This is a genomic window from Mesorhizobium sp. GW821-FHT07A06, assembly GCF_059419085.1.
Map to the genome: position 1 here is coordinate 226,561 of NZ_JBWKRC010000004.1, position 16,683 is coordinate 243,243.

Genomic DNA, 16,683 nt, shown 5'->3' on the forward strand with positions numbered 1-16,683 from the left:
ATCTCTTGGACAAAACGGTTCCCGTTTGTCCGGGAAAGCCGGATGCCACTTTTCGGGATCATGGTCTAAGCGCCCATCATGAAGGCCTGTTCGCCAACCAGCTTGCGGCGCAGCCAGGCGGAAAACTGGTCGATGATGAAGATGGTGGTGAACAGGAGAAGCACCAGCGCCAGCGTCTTGGCGCCGAAGCCGCGTGAGATGGAAAGCTTCAATTCCTCGCCGATGCCGCCGCCACCGACGGCGCCGATGATGGTGGAGGCGCGGACGTTAATCTCGACGCGCAGCAATGTGTAGGACATGAAATTGGGCAGGACCTGCGGCAGGTCGGCGAAGCGCACCCGCTCGAACCAGTTGGCGCCCACTGCGCGCAGGCCTTCCTCGGCCCGCATGTCGATGTTTTCGTTGATCTCGTAGAACAGCTTGCCGAGCGCGCCGATCGAATGCAGGCCGATGGCGATGATGGCCGCGATCGGGCCGATGGAGACGATTGCCGCGAACAGGCCGGCGATGACGATCTCCGGAAAGGCGCGCAGCAGTTCCATGACGCGCTTGACGACCAGCCGCAGCAGCGGGTGCGGCGTCAGGTTGCGCGCCGCGATGAAGGAGAATGGCACGGCGAGGACGAAGCCGATGACGGTCGAGACGAGCGCCACGTTGACCGTGGTCAACATCAGCTCGAAATATTCGGGGACGTAGAGACCGCCCCAGACATAGACGCGGCCAAGCGGAAAGTTGAATTCCTGTGAGCCGTTGTCGTGCGGCGAGGCAATATCGAAGAGCGCCCGCCAGACGTCGTTCCAGTCCTTGGGGACGAGCCAGCTCAGGAAATCCAGAATATGCGGCAGCCGGTCGAAGAAATGGCCGGCATTGGCTTCGTCGGCGAACCACATGCTTGCCAGCATCGCGGCGAGAAGCAGGCCGACGCCGAGCACGGTATAAAACCGGCGCAGCGACGTCTGGCGTCGCCAGGCATCGGCCATCTGATGGGCGGCGCCAGACGGCGTTGTCAAAGAGGGGGCTGTCACGGAGAGGGTCATGGTCGGAGATGCAAAAAGGGCGGTACCTGAGGTACCGCCCCCTGCAATTTCGCCGTTAGCCGCCGATGGCTGCCTTACGGGCTTCGACGATGACGTTGTAGAAGTCCGGCTTCACCGGCACATAGCCGGTGAAATCGCCGCCTTCGACGCCTTCGAAGCAAGCCTTGTCCTTGGTCGGGAGTTCGGTGAAGAAGGCGGCGAGCTTGGCGGTCATGTCCTCACCGATCGCCGTGCGCACGACCAGCGGGCCATTCGGGATCAGGCCCGAGCGCCAGACTTCGACGAAGTCGTTCGGGTCGACGGCGCCCTTGGCGACGACCTTGTGGAAGGTGCCCGAGGTGAAGCCGTTCTTGAAATCGCCGATGCCGGAGGAATCGTCCACCGCCACGTCAACCTTGCCGTCGCGTACGGCCAGGATGTTGTTCTCGTGGCCGCCGTTGAACTGGGTCGAGGCGAAGAAGGTTTCGTTCGACGCGCCGGTGTCCTTCGGGATCTGGGTCAGCGGGATCAGGTAGCCGGAGGTGGAGTCCGGATCGGCATAGCCGAGCTTCTTGCCCTTCGCGGACTTGATGTCGGTGATGCCCGAGGTCTTCAGCGCCAGGCCGATCGAGTAATAGCCGGTGGAGCCGTCGGTCTGCTTGGTGGTGAGGATCGGGGTGACCGCCTTGGGGTCCTTGAGATAGACGCTGGCATAGCCGGAGGCGCCGAGTTCGGCGAAGTCGAGGGTGCCGCCGAGCAGGCCCTGGATGACGCCGTCATAGTCGGCGGCCGGGAACAGCGAGACCTTCTCGAAGCCGAATTCGGCCTTCAGGTGATCGGCCAGGCACTGGTAGTTGCGCAGGCGGTCGGTTTCGTTCTCGCCGCCGAGGATACCGACACGGAATTCCTTCATGTCGGCCGCGTGGGCCATGCTGGTCGCCATCGCGAGCACCGAAACGGCGCTCAAAACCATCTTCCTGAACATTGATGTCTCTCCTGTAAGTTCCGGCCCCGCGCCGGCAGCGTTCTTGATCTTGACAAGTGCCCTTGACGCGGGCGGACGATCCAGGCCGCTCTTTCTTGAACTCAGTAACCTGGGAAAGCAGGTTCGAGCGGTCCGGCGGATGCTGCGATCTTTTGCTTGAAGGCAACGCTGGTGGAGGTGATGGCCTCCGATATCTCTGCGCCGTTGCTGTCGGCGCCATAGACGAGGCGCACGGCCTCGCGGTTCAGTTCCTCGGGCGGACCGTCGAAGACGACCTTGCCGGCGGCCATGCCGATTATGCGGTTGCAATAGGCGCGCGCGGTATCGAGCGTATGCAGATTGGTGACGACGGTGATGCCTTCGCGCAGATTGATGTCCTGCAGGGAATCCATCACCACCTTGGCGTTGAGCGGGTCGAGCGAGGCGATCGGCTCGTCGGCGAGGATAACCTTGGGCTGCTGCATCATGGCGCGGGCGATGGCGACGCGCTGCTGCTGTCCGCCGGACAGCGTGCCGGCGGGCTGCAAGGCGGTACGGGCGATGTCGAGCCGCTCCAGGGCCGCGACCGCCTCGGCGCATTCGGCGCGCGAGAACATGCCGAGAAGGTTGGACAGGGTCGAACGATGGTTCAACTTGCCGAGCAGCACGTTGGTCAGCACGTCGAGGCGCGGCACCAGGTTGAACTGCTGGAAGATCATGGCGCAATCGCGCTGCCAGCGCCGCAGCGGTGAGCCGCGCAACTGGGAGACCTCGGCGCCGTCAAAAAAAATCGACCCCTGGCTGGGGTCGACGAGACGGTTGATCATGCGAAGAAGGGTCGATTTGCCAGCGCCCGAACGGCCGATGACGCCGACCATCTGACCCTGCGGGATCGAGATGGTGACGTCGCTGACGGCGGTGTTCTTGCCAAATCGTCGGCTGACACCGCGGATTTCGAGCGTGGCAGGGCTTGCTGACATGGGCTGGTTCCAGTCCGGTCCATATTGATCGTCAGGCATTCGCCTAACGCAGCCACATGAACCTGCCGTGTCGCCAGCATGTCAGTTTTGTTACACTCCACAGGCTTGGCGAACGGCGACTTGCGGGCAATCAGCCGAGCACCAGCAATTCCTCGAAATGCTTCATGTCGCGGAAGGCGCAGAGGGCGGGCGCCTTGATCTCGATTATCGGAGCCTGCCTTGCGAAAAGCGCCAGGCAATCGTCGAACAGTGCCTGCCAGGCCGCGGCCCTGTCGTCGGCGAGACGCTGAATCTGGTAGGCGAAGGTGATGTGGAAGACGTATGTGTCGTGATCGGGATGCCGGTAGCCGAACGGCACCGCCAGCGCATCGCGCCATTGACGCATGATGCGCACATCCTCGTCCGTCGCGCCGGCAACGGTGAGGCCGGTGGGCACGACCTCGATCACCTTGATGTTGAAGGGGCCGAAGCCCTTGAAGCCCTTCAGGCGCTCCAGATAGAGGCGAGTCATCGCATCGATGCTGGTGTCTAGCGGCACGTCGTGCGGCCAGAAGGGCAGGCGGCGGCGATATTCGATGATGCCCTGGAACAGCGTCATGTGCAGGCTGGAGACGGGCGTGAAGGCGAGCCGGTGGGCGTCAGGCATCGCCAGCATCTTCTCACGCACGCCAAGCACCACGGCCTCGGATGGCGAACCTCCGACCAGGTGGCTGACGACGGTGTTGCCTGGCTCGGTCAGGAAATTGCCCGATGTGTCGTACCGGGTACCGAGATGCGTCGGTGGGGTCGGATTGGAGCCGGCAAAGAATCCGGCGAGCGAGGGTCTGAGGGTGTCGGGCATGGCTATCTCCTTGGGGAGATGGCGTCCTGTCCGAGTCCTGTGTCAAGGATGTGAACAGGCTCCCCGATGACGATGATGTGGGGATTCACCTACCCCTCGTATTTCTCCAGGAAGGCCTCGGCCGAAAGCTCGCGAAAATCATCAAGTGACGCGCGCAGCCTGGCATGGTCCCAGTCCCACCAGGCAAGCGCCTGATAGCGTTCGGCGGTGCGGCGGTCGAAGCGCTCGCGGATCGGCCTTGCCGGCACGCCGGCGACGATGGTGTAGGGCGCGACATCCTTCGACACGACGGCGCCGGCGCCGACCGCGGCGCCATCGCCGACACTAACGCCGGGCAGGACGGTCGAACCGTGACCGAGCCAGGTGTCGTGGCCGATGCTGACGCGCTTGGCGCGGCGCTGGGCGAAGAACTCGCTCTCATGCTCGGCATCGTCCCAATAGTCCGAGGCGCGGTAGGTGAAATGGTGCAGCGTCGGCCGCCAAGTCGGGTGATTGGTGGCATTGAGGCGCACGCTTGCGGCGATGTTGGCGAACTTGCCGATCGTCGCGCACCAGACGGCGCAATCCTGCATCATGTAGGAATAATCGCCGAGCTCGCTTTCCGAAACCCGGCTGCGGTCGGCGATCTCGGTCCAGCGGCCAAGCGTCGAGTTGTGTACCTCCGCCGTCGGGTGGACCAGCGGCGTCTCCGACAATTTCCTGGTCATGCGGCGAGTTTTCCCGGAGCAAAGGCGGTGACGTCGATGATGCGGTCGGCAACCGCCTCGCGCACATCGTGATCGTGGAAGATGCCGAGCAGGGCGACGCCAGCCGCCTTCTTGGCGGCGATGAGTTCGATCACCACGTCGCGGTTGGTGGCATCGAGCGAGGCGGTCGGCTCGTCGAGCAGCAGGATCGGGTGTTCGGTGATGAAGCCGCGCGCGATGTTGACGCGCTGTTGCTCACCGCCGGAGAAGGTCGCTGGCGGCAGCGCCCAGAGTTTTTCCGGCAGGTTGAGCTTTGCCAACAGTGCGCGCGCCTTGCCTCTGGCCGCCTCGCGCTCCTCGCCGCGTTCGACCAACGGCTCGGCGACGACATCAAGCGCCGAAACGCGCGGCACGGTGCGCAGGAACTGGCTGACATAGCCGATCGTTTGCCGGCGCACGGCAAGCACGGTGCGCGGGCTGGCATTGGCGAGATCGATCAGCCCGTCCTCGTGACTGACGATGATCTGACCTTCATCGACGGCATAGTTGCCGTAGAGCATTTTCAGGATCGAGCTCTTGCCGGCACCGGACGGACCGCCGAGCACCGTGCATTCGCCAGCCTTGATCGAGAATGAGACACCAGCGACGACGGGCAGCTTGATGCCGTCACGCAGGTGCATGGTGAAGCTCTTGGCGACGTCGGAAACAACGAGCGGGGTTGGCATGATCAGTGTCCTTTGTCTTGCCGCATGATCCGGTCCGAAAACCGGCTTCCACTTTTCGGGATCATGCGGCTACACCTGCAGAATCGAGGAAACGAGAAGCTGCGTGTAAGGCGCGCGCGGATCATCGAGCACGCGGTCGGTGAGTCCGCTTTCGACGACGCGGCCGTCCTTCATCACCATCATGCGCTGGGAGAGAAGACGTGCGACGGCAAGGTCGTGGGTGACGACGATGGCCGCGAGACCAAGATCGGTGACCAGTCCGCGCAGGAGATCAAGCAGTCGCGCCTGCACCGAGACATCGAGGCCGCCCGTCGGCTCATCCATGAACACCAGCCGTGGGCCGGTGACGAGGTTGCGGGCGATCTGCAGGCGCTGGCGCATGCCGCCGGAAAAGGCGCGCGGCTCGTCGTCGATGCGGTCTTCCTCGATCTCGACGCGTGACAGCCAGTCGACGGCCGTGGCGCGGATCTTGCCGTAGTGGCGGTCGCCGACCGCCATCAGCCGTTCGCCGACATTGGCGCCGGCCGACACCGTCATGCGCAGGCCATCGGCCGGGTTCTGGTGGACAAAGCCCCAGTCGGTGCGCATCAGGAAGCGGCGCTCGGCCTCGCTCATGCGGTAGAGCTCACGAAACTGGCCGTCGCGCATGCGGTAGCTGGCGGTGCCGGAGGAAGGTAAGAGCCGCGTCGACAAGCAGTTGAGCAGCGTCGTCTTGCCGGAACCGGATTCGCCGACGACAGCCAGGACCTCGCCCGGCCACAGGTCGAAGGTGACGTTGTCGCAGCCGACGCGCGAACCGTAGAATTTGGAGAGCGCCGAGACGCGCAGCAACGGTTCGTCGGTCATTGTGCCGGCTCCATTTTTTCCGAGGCATGATCGGCATCGGGGGCAAGGTGGCCGCGATGGCCGTCGGCTCGCCGCTTCTCGCAGTGGTCGGTGTCGGAGCAGACGAACATGTGGCCGCCATGGTCGTCGAGGATGACCTCGTCGAGATACACGTTCTCGGCGGCGCACAGCGCGCAAGGCTGGTCGAAGGTCTGCACCTCGAAGGGGTGGTCCTCGAAGTCCAGGCTGACAACATCGGTGAAGGGCGGCACCGCGTAGATACGCTTTTCGCGACCGGCGCCGAACAGCTGCAGGGCAGGCGAGCGGTGCATCTTGGGATTGTCGAATTTCGGCGTCGGCGAGGGATCCATGACATAGCGGCCTTCGACCTTCACCGGATAAGCATAGGTGGTGGCGATGCGGCCATGCTTGGCGATGTCCTCGTAAAGCTTCACATGCATGAGGCCGTATTCCTCCAGCGCATGCATTTTTCGCGTTTCGGTCTCGCGCGGCTCGAGGAAGCGCAGCGGCTCGGGGATCGGCACCTGGTAGACCAGCACCTGGCCCGCGGTCAGCGGATGTTCGGGAATGCGGTGGCGGGTCTGGATGATGGTGGCGCTGGCGGTATCGGTGGTGACAGCGACATTGGCGACCTTCTTGAAGAAGGCACGGATCGACACCGCGTTGGTGGTATCGTCGGCGCCCTGGTCGATGACCTTCAGCACATCATCCGGACCTATGATCGAAGCGGTGACCTGGACGCCGCCGGTGCCCCAGCCATAGGGCATCGGCATCTCGCGCGAGGCGAACGGCACCTGATAGCCGGGGATGGCGATGCCCTTGAGGATCGCGCGGCGGATCATCCTTTTGGTCTGCTCGTCGAGATAGGCGAAGTTGTAGGTGGCTATGTCGGTCATGATGCTATCTCCAATCCCTTGGCATAGCGCGCCAGCCGGTCCGCAAGCGTGCCGGTGTGCAGTTCGAACATGTGGTTGTCGTCGTCGTAGAAATAGATCGAGCGGCCTTCGCCCTCGACGCGCGGACGCGGCGGGCGCATGTGGAGGCCTAGCTTGGCGACACGCTCGGCGTAACGGTCGAAATCGGCGTCATCGATCTTGAAGGCGATGTGGTTATAGCTGCGCTCCGGCAATGCCTCGCCTTCCATGATGGCGATCCAGATGTCGCCGATCAGGAAGAATTTTTCGCGCGACAGCGAGAACTGGTCGGCGTCGCTGGCATAGACCTCGCGCGCGTCGAAGACGCCCTCGAGGATGGCGCTCATCCGGTCGAGGTCGCGGACGATGAAAGTCATGTGGGACAGGCCTTCGATCATTCCGCGGCCTCCCGCTTTTCGTCCACCTTTGTGGGGTGCTCCCGAGCGTCGTACTCGGCGCGCATACGGCGCACGAGGTCGAGTTCGGCCTGGAAGTCGACATAGTGCGGCAGCTTCAGATGCTCGACGAAGCCGGTCGCCTGGACATTGTCGGAGTGCGAGATGACGAACTCCTCGTCCTGGGCGGCGGCGACAATGTCCTCGCCGAGTTCGGAGGCGCGCAGAGCCCGGTCGCAGAGCGCCATGGCCATCGCCTTGCGCTCGCTCTGGCCGAAGACGAGGCCGTAGCCGCGGGTGAATTGCGGCGGCGCCTTGGCCGATCCCTTGAACTGATTGACCATCTGGCATTCAGTGACCCGCACCGTGCCGAGCGGGGCGGCGAAGGGCAGTTCGGGAGTGTCGAGTTCCAGTTCAACCTCGCCGATGCGGATTTCGCCGACAAAGGGATGGTTGCGGGCATAGCCGCGCTGGGTGGAATAGCCGAGCGCCAGCAGGAAACCCTCGTCGCCGCGCGACAGCGCCTGCAGGCGGATGTCGCGCGCCATCGGGAATTCCAGCGGCTCGCGGGTGATGTCGCCAGGCACGTGGTCCTGCGGCATCTCGCCATCCGGTTCGATCAGGCCTTCGCGGGCAAGGATCGCCGAGACGCGCGGCATGGCCTGCGCTTCCGTCTCGCGCTGCAACGGCTCGGCGACATCGGCGCCGGCGGCAAGCTCGGGATCGAGCAGCCGGTGGGTGTAGTCGAAGGTCGGGCCGAGAAGCTGGCCGCCGGGCAGGTCCTTGTAGGTTGCCGACACGCGCCGCTCGACCCGCATCGTGCCGGTGTCGATCGGCTTCGAATAGCCGAAGCGCGGCAGCGTGGTGCGATAGGCGCGCACCAGGAAGATCGCCTCGATCATGTCGCCGCGCGCCTGGACGATGGCGAGTGCGGCCAGTTCACGATCATAGAGCGAGCCTTCGCTCATCACCCGATCGACGCCGAGCGACAGTTGCTCGACGATCTGGTCGAGGCGCAGGGCGGGCACCGAACGGTCGCCGCGCCGGCGGTCGGCGAGAAGGCTGTGGGCATTGGCGATTGCGGCCTCGCCGCCCTTTACCGCGACATACATCTTCAAGCCTCCATCGTCTTGATACGCGTCGTGCGCGGAAGGCAGGCTATGCCTTGCGATGTGGCGAGGATGATGTCGACGCCGCGCGGAAAGCGCTTGTTGTTCTGCTTCCACTGCTCGATGAAATGACGCGGCATCTGTGCCGGCGCGATCACGGCGCTGGTTTCGATGCCGGGGCCTTCAAGCAAGAGCGGCGCACCTGAAGCGAGGTCGCTGACCTGGAGAATCAGTGTGGTCGATCTGTCGGGATAATCTTGCGTGCCTTGCGCAAAGCCGTCGAGCGCCATCATCTCGGCCGGTGTTGCGACAAACGCGAAATGCGCGTCGGCCGGCGTGTTGGCGAGCGGCGCGCCGGTGTGGAAACCAAGCCAGGAGCCGATCGCGGAGGAGGTGTGAAGGGCCGGGTCGAGCCAGAGCGGCGTGTCGTTGTCGCACAGCGCCAGTGCCACCGCGCCTGACGTTGCCGAGAGCGGCGCCGGCGGACGGGCCAGGACAGGCAAAGCCTGCACGCTGCCTGGCCGCGCCATCGCATCCATGATTGCGCGGAACACGGTCTGGGCGTTGAACACCGGATCGGCGAAGCCGCCCTCGATCGATTGTGCTGCGATATCCATCAGTCCTCTCCGCGAACCATGGTGAAGAAATCCACCTTCGTTGCCGCCGTCTCGGCGCGGCGTTTTTCGTTGGCAGCGGCAAGCGCCGACCTCAGAGGCGCAATCAGGCTGGTCTCGACTTCGGCGCGGCTGGCAGGGTCCTGCCACAGCGCGTCGGCTATTGCCGCCAGCCTTGCCTTCTGCTTGTCGCGACCAAGCGCGTAGCAATGGCCGACCTGACCGGACGGCAACCGGACGGTGGCGCGGGTGACGGTCGCCTCGCCGACATTGAAGGGCGCACCGCCGCCGCCGATACGGCCGCGCAGCGTCACCAGGCCGGTCTCGGGGCCACGCAGCAGTTCGGCCTGCGAGGGCAGGCCGGCCTCGTTCCAGAGCCGGACGATGTCGTCGCCGCTCGATTGCGCCAAAGTCGCCATGGCGGCCTTGCGCTCGGCCTGGTCGCGGGCTTCCTGTCCTCGCATCAGCAGCATTCCTCTTTGCCAAATTTGTCTATTGATATAGACAACTATACAAATTATACATATTACCTAACGCGAGTCCATGACGCGTGGATGACAGGCGATGGAAGGCGGGGGCAAATTCATGGCCGGACGACAGGAAGCCGACAGTATCGAACGGCGCAGCGGCGTCTCACTGTGGCGCCAGATTGCCGACAGGATCCTGCAGGCGATCGCCGCCGGGGATTTCGCCGAGAATGCCGCGCTGCCGCCGGAGGTGGCGCTCGCCGAGCGCTATGGCGTCAACCGTCACACGGTGCGCAGCGCCATATCAACGCTCGTGCAGGAAGGGGTGCTGCGGGCCGAGCAAGGGCGTGGCACCTTCGTCTTGTCACGCAAGCGGCTGTCCTATCCGATCGGCGCGCGCACGCGCTTTTCAACAGGCCTGCAGGGGCAGACATCGGAACGGCATATCGTGCTGCTCACTTCATTGGTCGAGCCCGCAAGCCAGCGTGTCGCCGAGGGTCTTGGGTTGGCCAGGGGTGCCGAGGTGATCCGGCTCGAGACACGCGGTGAAGCCGATGGACGGGCGGTGTCGCGTGCTGCCGGCTGGTTCGATGCCAGTCGTTTCGCCGGCATCGACAAGGCGATGGCCGAGACCGGGTCTGTCACCGCGTCGCTGGCTCGTTTCGGGATAGACGATTATCTCCGGCAATCGACCGTGCTGTCGGCGCGCCATGCAGATGCCGCCGATCTTGCCGACCTGGACCTGCAACCGGGCGCTATCGTGCTGGTCACCGTGGCCGTCAACGTCACCCCGGACGGCCAGCCGATCCAGTTTTCCGAATCGCGGTTTCCGGCCGAGAGGGTGGAGTTGAAGCTGTCGGCGCTGTGAGTCGGCGGCGGCGGGCTACCCCACCTCGATCACAGCCTTGATCAGGCCGGATTTCTCGTGCGCCCAGCGGGCGAGATCGCGCGGGGTGCCGCCGAGTGTGGTGCGGTGTGTGACGAGCTTGGCCAATGGCACGGCACCATTGCGGATCGAGGCAGCGACATGGTCGAAGTCGGCGCGCAAGGCGTTGCGGCTGCCGATCAGCGTCATTTCACGCTTGTGAAATTCAGGGTCGGAAAAGACGATGTCGTCCTTGACGACGCTGACCAGCACCAGCGTCCCGCCGTGGGCGACATGGGCGAAGGCCGACTGCACCGATTGGGTGTTGCCGGTGGCATCGAAGACCACGTCGAAGCCTTCGCCTGATGTCGCTTCCCTGACCAGATCCGGCGCCGCGCCGCGCGAGCCATCGAGGGTCTTGAAGCCGAGTTCGGTTGCGGCGAAGGCGAGCCTCTCGCTGCTCATGTCGAGGAGGGTCACGTCAAGCTCGGCGATGCGGGCGAAGATGGCGGTGCCGAGCCCGATCGGGCCGGCGCCAATAACCAGCGTGCGGGCACCGGGATCGGCGCGGGCGCGCCGCACGGCATGCGCGCCGATGGCCAGGAATTCGACGGCGGCGGCGTCGGCCAGCGACAGGCCATTGGCCGGATAGAGATTCTGCGCCGGGACAAGAATGCGTTCGCACATGGCGCCGTCGCGATGGACGCCGAGCACCTCGATCCGGACACAGCAGTTCGGCTTGCCGTGCCGGCAGGCGATGCACTTGCCGCAGGAGAGGTAGGGGTTGATGACGACCGGCTCGCCAACGGGAAGGTCGACGCCCTCGCCGGTCTCGACGATGGTTCCCGACACCTCATGGCCCATGATGCGGGGGTAGGCGAGGAAAGGGTGCTTGCCCTCGAAGATGTGGTAGTCGGTGCCGCAGATGCCGACATGGCTGACCGCGACCAGCGCCCAGCCGGCCGGTGGCGCGCCAGGCTCGGGACGGTCTTCCAGGACGAGTTCGCCAGGCGAGCGGCAGACGACGGCTTTCATGTTTTCAATCCAGTCTCCAATGAAATCGCCGGCCTGAAACGATTGACGCAATTCCGCACGGAAAACCGTTTCACACTTTCCTGGAATGCTTCAGACAGGCCGGCGATCGCTTTCGGTTTGTTGCTATTTACCGCCGCGGCGGCGCAGACCGTCGAAATAGACGATGACGATGATCAGCGCGCCGGTGATGATGCGCTGCCAGAAGGCGTTGACGTTGAGCAGGTTGGCGCCGTTGTTGATGGTGGCGAGAATGAACGCGCCGAGCAACGGGCCGTGCACCGAGCCGACAGCGCCGAACAGCGAGGTGCCGCCGATCACCGAGGACGCGATCGCCTGCAGCTCCCAGCCCTCCGCCTGGGTCGGGTTGCCGATGCCGATGCGCGAGGCCAGGAGCACGCCGACAAAGGCCGCGCAGAGGCCCGACAGCGTGTAGGCCATGTAGATGGTGCGCTGGACGTTGACGCCGGAAAGGCGCGAGGCCTCGGCGTTGGAGCCGACCGAGAAGAGATAGCGGCCCCAGCGGCTGTGATGCAGGAAGATGTAGGCCGGAATGCCGACCAGGATCACCATCCAGAACAAATTGGGGACGCCAAGGAAGGAGTTGCGCGAGAATTCCTGGAAGGCATCGTTGTTGATGGAGATCGAATTGCCGTTGGTCATCAAAAGGCCGATGCCGCGCAGCGAGGTCAACGTCGCCAACGTGATGATGAAGGGCGGCAGGCCCATCTTGACGATGCCAAAGCCGTGGAACAGGCCGATAGCGACGCCGACCAGCAGCGTGATCAGGATGGCGAGGAAAACCGGTATGCCGGCATTGATCAGCATCGCGGCGATGACGGTGGCAAAACCGACCACGGCACCGACCGACAGATCGATACCGCCGGTGATGATGACGAAGGTCTGACCGACCGCCAGGATGGCGATCATCGAACCCTGACGCAGAAGGTTCGAGATGTTGTTGGCCGAGGCGAAGCTCGATGTCGACAGCGACAGGATGACCCAGAGCAGTACCAGCAGCGCCAGCAGCGTCAGCCCGAAAAGGGCGTTGTAGTTGCGCTTGGGTTTTTCGGCAGGAATCGCCTCGGTGCTCATATCTTTCCTCCCAGCTTTTCTTGTTTCTCGGCGAGCGCCTGTGTGAGAATTTCCTCGTGATCGGCGGTGCGGAACCCATGTGTCGCCACCAGTTTGCCGCGGCGGAACACATGCAGCGTGTCGGCCAGTTCATAGACTTCGGGCAGATAGGACGAGATCAGGATGATGCCTGCACCCTTCGACAAGAGCGCGCCGAACAGGCGGTAGATCTCGGCCTTGGTGCCGACATCGACGCCGACCGTCGGCTCGTCGAAAATGAACAGCTTGGCGCCATGCGCCAGCCATTTGCCGATGACGATCTTCTGCTGGTTGCCGCCCGACAGGCTGGAGGCCAGCGCATTGCGTGTCGGCGTCTTGATGCGCAGATCGGCGATCTGGCGGTCGGCCTGGGTCTTTTCCTGCGCGCCGGAGATCAGCAGGTTGTTGGAGATGCGCTTGTAGATCGGCAGGTTGAGATTGAGGCCGACCGGCAGGTTGAGACAGAGGCCCTGGTCGCGGCGGCTTTCCGGCGCCAGCGCCATGCCGAGCTTGATGGCGTCGTGCTCGGAGTTGATCTGAACCGGCTTGCCTTCCCACAAAATCTCGCCGGCCGATTTGCGATGGCGGCCGTAGAGCGTGGTGACGAACTCGCTGCGTCCGGCGCCGATCAGGCCGTACAGCCCGACGATCTCGCCGGCGCGGACCGTCATCGAGACATTTTCGAAGCCCTTGCCCGACAGGTTCCTGGCCTCGACGATCACGGCGCCGGGGGTGAAATGTTCCTTGTGGTAGACCTGCTCGATCGAACGGTTGATCATCAGCTTGACCAGTTCGGCGTCGTTGGTCTCACCGATGTTCCTGGTGCCGACCAGCGTGCCGTCGCGCAGCACGGAGACGCGATCGGCCAGCTCGAACACTTCCTCCATGCGGTGGCTGATGTAGATGATGGTCACGCCTTCGGACTTCAGCCGGCGGATCAGGGTGAAGAGCTGGTCGGCCTCCTTGCGGGTGAGGTAGGCGGTCGGCTCGTCGAAGATCAGGAATTTGGTGCCGCGCACGGTGGCGCGGGCGGCGGCGATCAGCTGCTGCTGGCCTATGGTGAGGTCGCCGAGCACGACATGCGCCGGCAGATCGAAGCCGAGATCGTCGATGATCTTCTGCGCTTCCTTGACCATGGCGCGCTGCTGCAGGATGCCGAAGCGCGAATTCTCCTCGCCGAGGAACATGTTGGCGGCGACGGTCAAATGCCGGCAGAGCACGACTTCCTGGTGCACGGCGTTGATGCCGAGCGCCATCGCTTCATGCGGGGTCGCCAGCGCCGCCGGTTTGCCTTCCCAGACGACCTCGCCGGAGGTGCGCGGCATGACGCCGGTCAGGAGCTTGATCAGGGTGGATTTGCCGGCGCCGTTCTCGCCGACGATGGCGTGGATTTCGCCCGCCTTGAAGGCCAGCGTCACCGGCTTCAACGCATGGGTGCCCGGATATTTCTTCTCGAGGCCACGCAGTTCGAGGATCGTCCTGCCGGGCTCCAGCACGGGGGCAGGATGCAGGTCTTGCGCCGTCGATGTCATGACAATCCTCCCAGATTGGCCTCCCAGATTGGTCTTACAATCCGGTGCGCGGCAAGGCTCTTAAAACGCCCGCCGGAGCAGCCTAGCCCAGGCTGGCGGATTTCCAAGCGATATGGCTGTCGTTTCCGGGGCACGAGGCCCCGGAAACCGTGCGGCTGCGCCTAGGCTTAGTTGAGCTTCGGGTTGAGCAGCGCGTCAATCTTGGGATCCTTCATGTTGGCCTTGGTGACCAGGTTGGCGCCTGTGTCGACATTGGCCTCGACCTTCTCGCCCTTGGAAGCGGCGAGCGCGGTCTTGATGCCGTCATAGCCCATCCGGTAGGGATCCTGGACGACGAGGCCGGAAATGACACCGTCATTCAGGAACTTGATCAGCTTCTCGTCGCTGTCGAAGCCGATCAATCCAACCTTGCCGGCAAGCTTGTTCTCGGCGATCGCCTGGCCGACGCCCTGCGCCATGATCAGGTTGGAGGCGAAGATGCCCTTCAGGTCGGGATTGGCGGTGATCAGGTCGGTCGCGATGTTGAGGCCGGTCGTGGCCTGACCGTCGGCATATTTGTCGGCGACCAGTTCGAGACCGGGATACTTGGCCTTGAGCTGTTCCTTGAAACCCTGGGCGCGCTGCTCGAGCGAGCCGGCGCCAGGCAGTGCGGTGATCAGCGCAACCTTGCCTTCGACCTTGCCGCCATTGGCCGCGCCGATGGCCGCCGCGAGACCATCCGCGGCGACGCGGCCGCCCTGGACGTTGTCGGTGGTCAGGAACGAGGTGAAGGCCTTGGAGTCGGCGCTGGAGTCGATGCCGATGACCTTGACCTTGCTTGCTGCCTCGTCGATCGGCTTGCCGAGCGCCTTGGCTTCAGTCGGCGCGATGACGACGGCGGCCGGGTTGCCGGCGACGGCGTTCTCGAGGATGGAGATCTGGCCGTTGACGTCGGTTTCAGCCTGGGCGCCGAGTTCCGGCACGTTGACGCCAAGATCCTTGCCGGCCTTGCGGGCACCGGCGAGCACGATCTGCCAATAGAAGGACGTGGTGTCCTTGACGATGATCGGAATGGTCACATCCGCCGCCGAAACCGGCGCCGAATGCATGACGCTGGCGAGCATCGAGGCTGCTGCCATCGCCATCACGGCACGGCGGTTGAGAATGCTGGTCACGAATTTCATAGGATTCCTCCCTAAGTCGCCCGGTGAACGTTACGGAAGTTCCGTTCGGATAGGCGCGGCCCAAACGGAACTTTATCAATAAAAAACATTTACGCTGTTTTGATAGTGCATCGATCTGGACGATGCAAGCGGTGTTTCGCGCCCGACCTCCCAATGGCAGGCACAGACTCATGCCGCTCCTCCCCGGACGCAGCCAACGCTCCCGTTCCGTTCTGTAAACGCATGGAATATTAATTCCATGTATTAGTCAATATGGAACATTCATTCTTTCTTCGATGTCGCGGATTTGTGAAGGGGAGCCCCTCCCATCAAGCTGATGGATGCCGGCGTCACGCCAGGCTCTGCACCACCGTGTAGGGACGATATTTTTGATATTCCGTCTGCGGCACGTCGATGTCGAGCAGGTCGAGGTTGCGTGTCAGGTTCGCAAGTTTTGCGGTCCCGGTCAGCACGGTGGCGACCGTCGGCTCGTGCAGGGGAAACTGGAAGGCGGCGGCCGCCAGCGGATAACCGCCTTCGCCGGCGATCTTCTCCATGGCATCGACCCGGCCGAGCACATCGCGGCTGGCGGGCTGGTAATCGAAATGCGCGCCCTGCACCGGTCCGGTCGCCAATATGCCGGAGTTGAAAACGCCGCCGATCACCAGCGACGTCCGCTGCGCCCGGCATAGCGGCAGCAATTCGGCCTCCGCGCTGCGGTCGAGCAGGGAATAGCGGCTCGCCAGCAGGATGCAGTCGAGCGGCGCCCGGCGCATCACGTCAAGGCAGATCTGGACTTCGTTGACGCCCAGTCCATAGGCGGAAATCGTGCCGGCCCGCTTCAGGTCCTCGAGCGCCTTGAGCCCGCCGTCCATCAGCTGGCGAAAGTGCAGTTTTGTCTTCTCGACGCCATGCGTGTAGACGCCGATGTCGTGCACATACAGGATATCGATCTTGTTCAGGCCAAGCCGCGCATAGCTGAAGTCGACCGACCGCATGATGCCGTCATAGGAATAGTCGTAGTCGAGTGCGAACGGCAGCGGATCGACATAGGAGTGATCGGGTACCTGGTCCTCAGGCACCGGACGGAATAGGCGTCCGACCTTGGTGGACAGCACGTAGGAATCGCGCGGCTTGTAGCGCAGGAAATCGCCGAAGCGTCGCTCCGACAGGCCGAAACCATAGAAGGGCGCGGTGTCGAAATAGCGCAAGCCGGCCTCCCAGGCGCCTTGCAGCGTCTCCATCGCCGCCTCACGCGAGCAGGTGCGGTAAAGGCCGCCAATCGCGGCGCCACCGAAGCTGACCTCGGTGACCCCGAGCGCCGTCTGGCCGATGCGGCGTTTTTCCATGCAAACCCTCCCCGTTGCCGGCCGCTGTCTCGCCCGGCAGTCTACCACATGTCAGGTGAATGCTGAGCAATTCCAGGGAAAGTGTGTAGCGGT

The 16,683-nt window shown here is 63.8% G+C and carries 18 protein-coding genes; 1 reads left to right on the top strand and 17 read right to left on the bottom strand.

Features of this window, described 5'->3' with window-relative positions; genetic code table 11:
- Positions 1 to 65: 65 nt before the first annotated feature.
- From phnE to phnG, 12 genes are all read right to left on the bottom strand, one after another.
- Entirely contained in the window at positions 66 to 980 is a 915-nt protein-coding gene (gene phnE / locus AC07SZ_RS15340) for a phosphonate ABC transporter, permease protein PhnE (protein WP_494914896.1), read from the bottom strand.
- 112 nt (positions 981 to 1,092) lie between these two features.
- Positions 1,093 to 2,001, bottom strand: coding sequence for a phosphonate ABC transporter substrate-binding protein (gene phnD, locus AC07SZ_RS15345; RefSeq protein ID WP_494914898.1), 909 nt, complete (start codon positions 1,999 to 2,001; stop codon positions 1,093 to 1,095).
- Positions 2,002 to 2,102: 101 nt separating this feature from the next.
- Positions 2,103 to 2,960, bottom strand: coding sequence for a phosphonate ABC transporter ATP-binding protein (phnC, locus tag AC07SZ_RS15350; protein WP_494914899.1), 858 nt, complete (start codon positions 2,958 to 2,960; stop codon positions 2,103 to 2,105).
- A 130-nt stretch (positions 2,961 to 3,090) separates the two neighbouring features.
- Entirely contained in the window at positions 3,091 to 3,801 is a 711-nt protein-coding gene (locus AC07SZ_RS15355; protein ID WP_056577911.1) for a DUF1868 domain-containing protein, read from the bottom strand.
- Between the two features lie 89 nt (positions 3,802 to 3,890).
- Positions 3,891 to 4,508, bottom strand: coding sequence for a DapH/DapD/GlmU-related protein (locus AC07SZ_RS15360; protein WP_056577910.1), 618 nt, complete (start codon positions 4,506 to 4,508; stop codon positions 3,891 to 3,893).
- Positions 4,505 to 5,212 carry a phosphonate C-P lyase system protein PhnL gene (phnL, locus tag AC07SZ_RS15365; RefSeq protein WP_494914901.1) on the bottom strand — a complete coding sequence of 236 codons (708 nt, stop codon included), beginning with the start codon at positions 5,210 to 5,212 and terminating at the stop codon, positions 4,505 to 4,507. The genes AC07SZ_RS15360 and phnL overlap by 4 nt, the downstream gene beginning before the upstream one ends.
- A 69-nt stretch (positions 5,213 to 5,281) precedes the next feature.
- On the bottom strand, positions 5,282 to 6,058 hold the full coding sequence (gene phnK, locus AC07SZ_RS15370; protein ID WP_056577906.1) for a phosphonate C-P lyase system protein PhnK: 777 nt from the start codon (positions 6,056 to 6,058) through the stop codon (positions 5,282 to 5,284).
- Entirely contained in the window at positions 6,055 to 6,954 is a 900-nt protein-coding gene (locus AC07SZ_RS15375) for an alpha-D-ribose 1-methylphosphonate 5-phosphate C-P-lyase PhnJ (RefSeq protein WP_056577904.1), read from the bottom strand. The genes phnK and AC07SZ_RS15375 overlap by 4 nt, the downstream gene beginning before the upstream one ends.
- On the bottom strand, positions 6,951 to 7,370 hold the full coding sequence (gene fosX / locus AC07SZ_RS15380; RefSeq protein WP_056577902.1) for a FosX/FosE/FosI family fosfomycin resistance hydrolase: 420 nt from the start codon (positions 7,368 to 7,370) through the stop codon (positions 6,951 to 6,953). Before fosX ends, AC07SZ_RS15375 begins: the two co-directional genes overlap by 4 nt.
- Positions 7,367 to 8,479: a carbon-phosphorus lyase complex subunit gene (locus tag AC07SZ_RS15385; RefSeq protein ID WP_056577900.1), complete on the bottom strand. Its 1,113-nt coding sequence runs from the start codon at positions 8,477 to 8,479 to the stop codon at positions 7,367 to 7,369. The genes fosX and AC07SZ_RS15385 overlap by 4 nt, the downstream gene beginning before the upstream one ends.
- Positions 8,480 to 8,481: 2 nt before the next feature.
- Positions 8,482 to 9,093, bottom strand: coding sequence for a phosphonate C-P lyase system protein PhnH (gene phnH / locus AC07SZ_RS15390; RefSeq protein WP_056577898.1), 612 nt, complete (start codon positions 9,091 to 9,093; stop codon positions 8,482 to 8,484).
- A complete protein-coding gene (phnG, locus tag AC07SZ_RS15395) occupies positions 9,093 to 9,554 on the bottom strand; it encodes a phosphonate C-P lyase system protein PhnG (protein ID WP_494914904.1) in 462 nt (153 codons plus the stop codon). Before phnG ends, phnH begins: the two co-directional genes overlap by 1 nt.
- Before the next feature lie 121 nt (positions 9,555 to 9,675).
- On the opposite strand from phnG, the gene phnF reads away from it, so the two are divergent.
- On the top strand, positions 9,676 to 10,425 hold the full coding sequence (phnF, locus tag AC07SZ_RS15400; RefSeq protein ID WP_494914906.1) for a phosphonate metabolism transcriptional regulator PhnF: 750 nt from the start codon (positions 9,676 to 9,678) through the stop codon (positions 10,423 to 10,425).
- A gap of 15 nt (positions 10,426 to 10,440) precedes the next feature.
- Here the strand turns inward: phnF and AC07SZ_RS15405 are convergent, their stop codons facing one another.
- The 5 genes from AC07SZ_RS15405 to AC07SZ_RS15425 all read right to left on the bottom strand — a co-directional run bounded on the left by AC07SZ_RS15405 (position 10,441) and on the right by AC07SZ_RS15425 (position 16,590).
- Entirely contained in the window at positions 10,441 to 11,457 is a 1,017-nt protein-coding gene (locus AC07SZ_RS15405; protein WP_494914908.1) for a zinc-binding alcohol dehydrogenase family protein, read from the bottom strand.
- Between the two features lie 123 nt (positions 11,458 to 11,580).
- Positions 11,581 to 12,549 (bottom strand): ABC transporter permease, encoded by a 969-nt coding sequence (locus tag AC07SZ_RS15410; RefSeq protein WP_056577896.1) that lies wholly within the window; start codon positions 12,547 to 12,549, stop codon positions 11,581 to 11,583.
- Positions 12,546 to 14,099 carry a sugar ABC transporter ATP-binding protein gene (locus AC07SZ_RS15415; protein WP_056577894.1) on the bottom strand — a complete coding sequence of 518 codons (1,554 nt, stop codon included), beginning with the start codon at positions 14,097 to 14,099 and terminating at the stop codon, positions 12,546 to 12,548. The genes AC07SZ_RS15410 and AC07SZ_RS15415 overlap by 4 nt, the downstream gene beginning before the upstream one ends.
- Before the next feature lie 167 nt (positions 14,100 to 14,266).
- Complete coding sequence (locus AC07SZ_RS15420) at positions 14,267 to 15,262, bottom strand: ABC transporter substrate-binding protein (RefSeq protein WP_494914910.1); 996 nt, start codon at positions 15,260 to 15,262, stop codon at positions 14,267 to 14,269.
- A 329-nt stretch (positions 15,263 to 15,591) separates the two neighbouring features.
- Positions 15,592 to 16,590 carry an aldo/keto reductase gene (locus AC07SZ_RS15425; protein WP_494914912.1) on the bottom strand — a complete coding sequence of 333 codons (999 nt, stop codon included), beginning with the start codon at positions 16,588 to 16,590 and terminating at the stop codon, positions 15,592 to 15,594.
- Positions 16,591 to 16,683 lie beyond the last annotated feature (93 nt).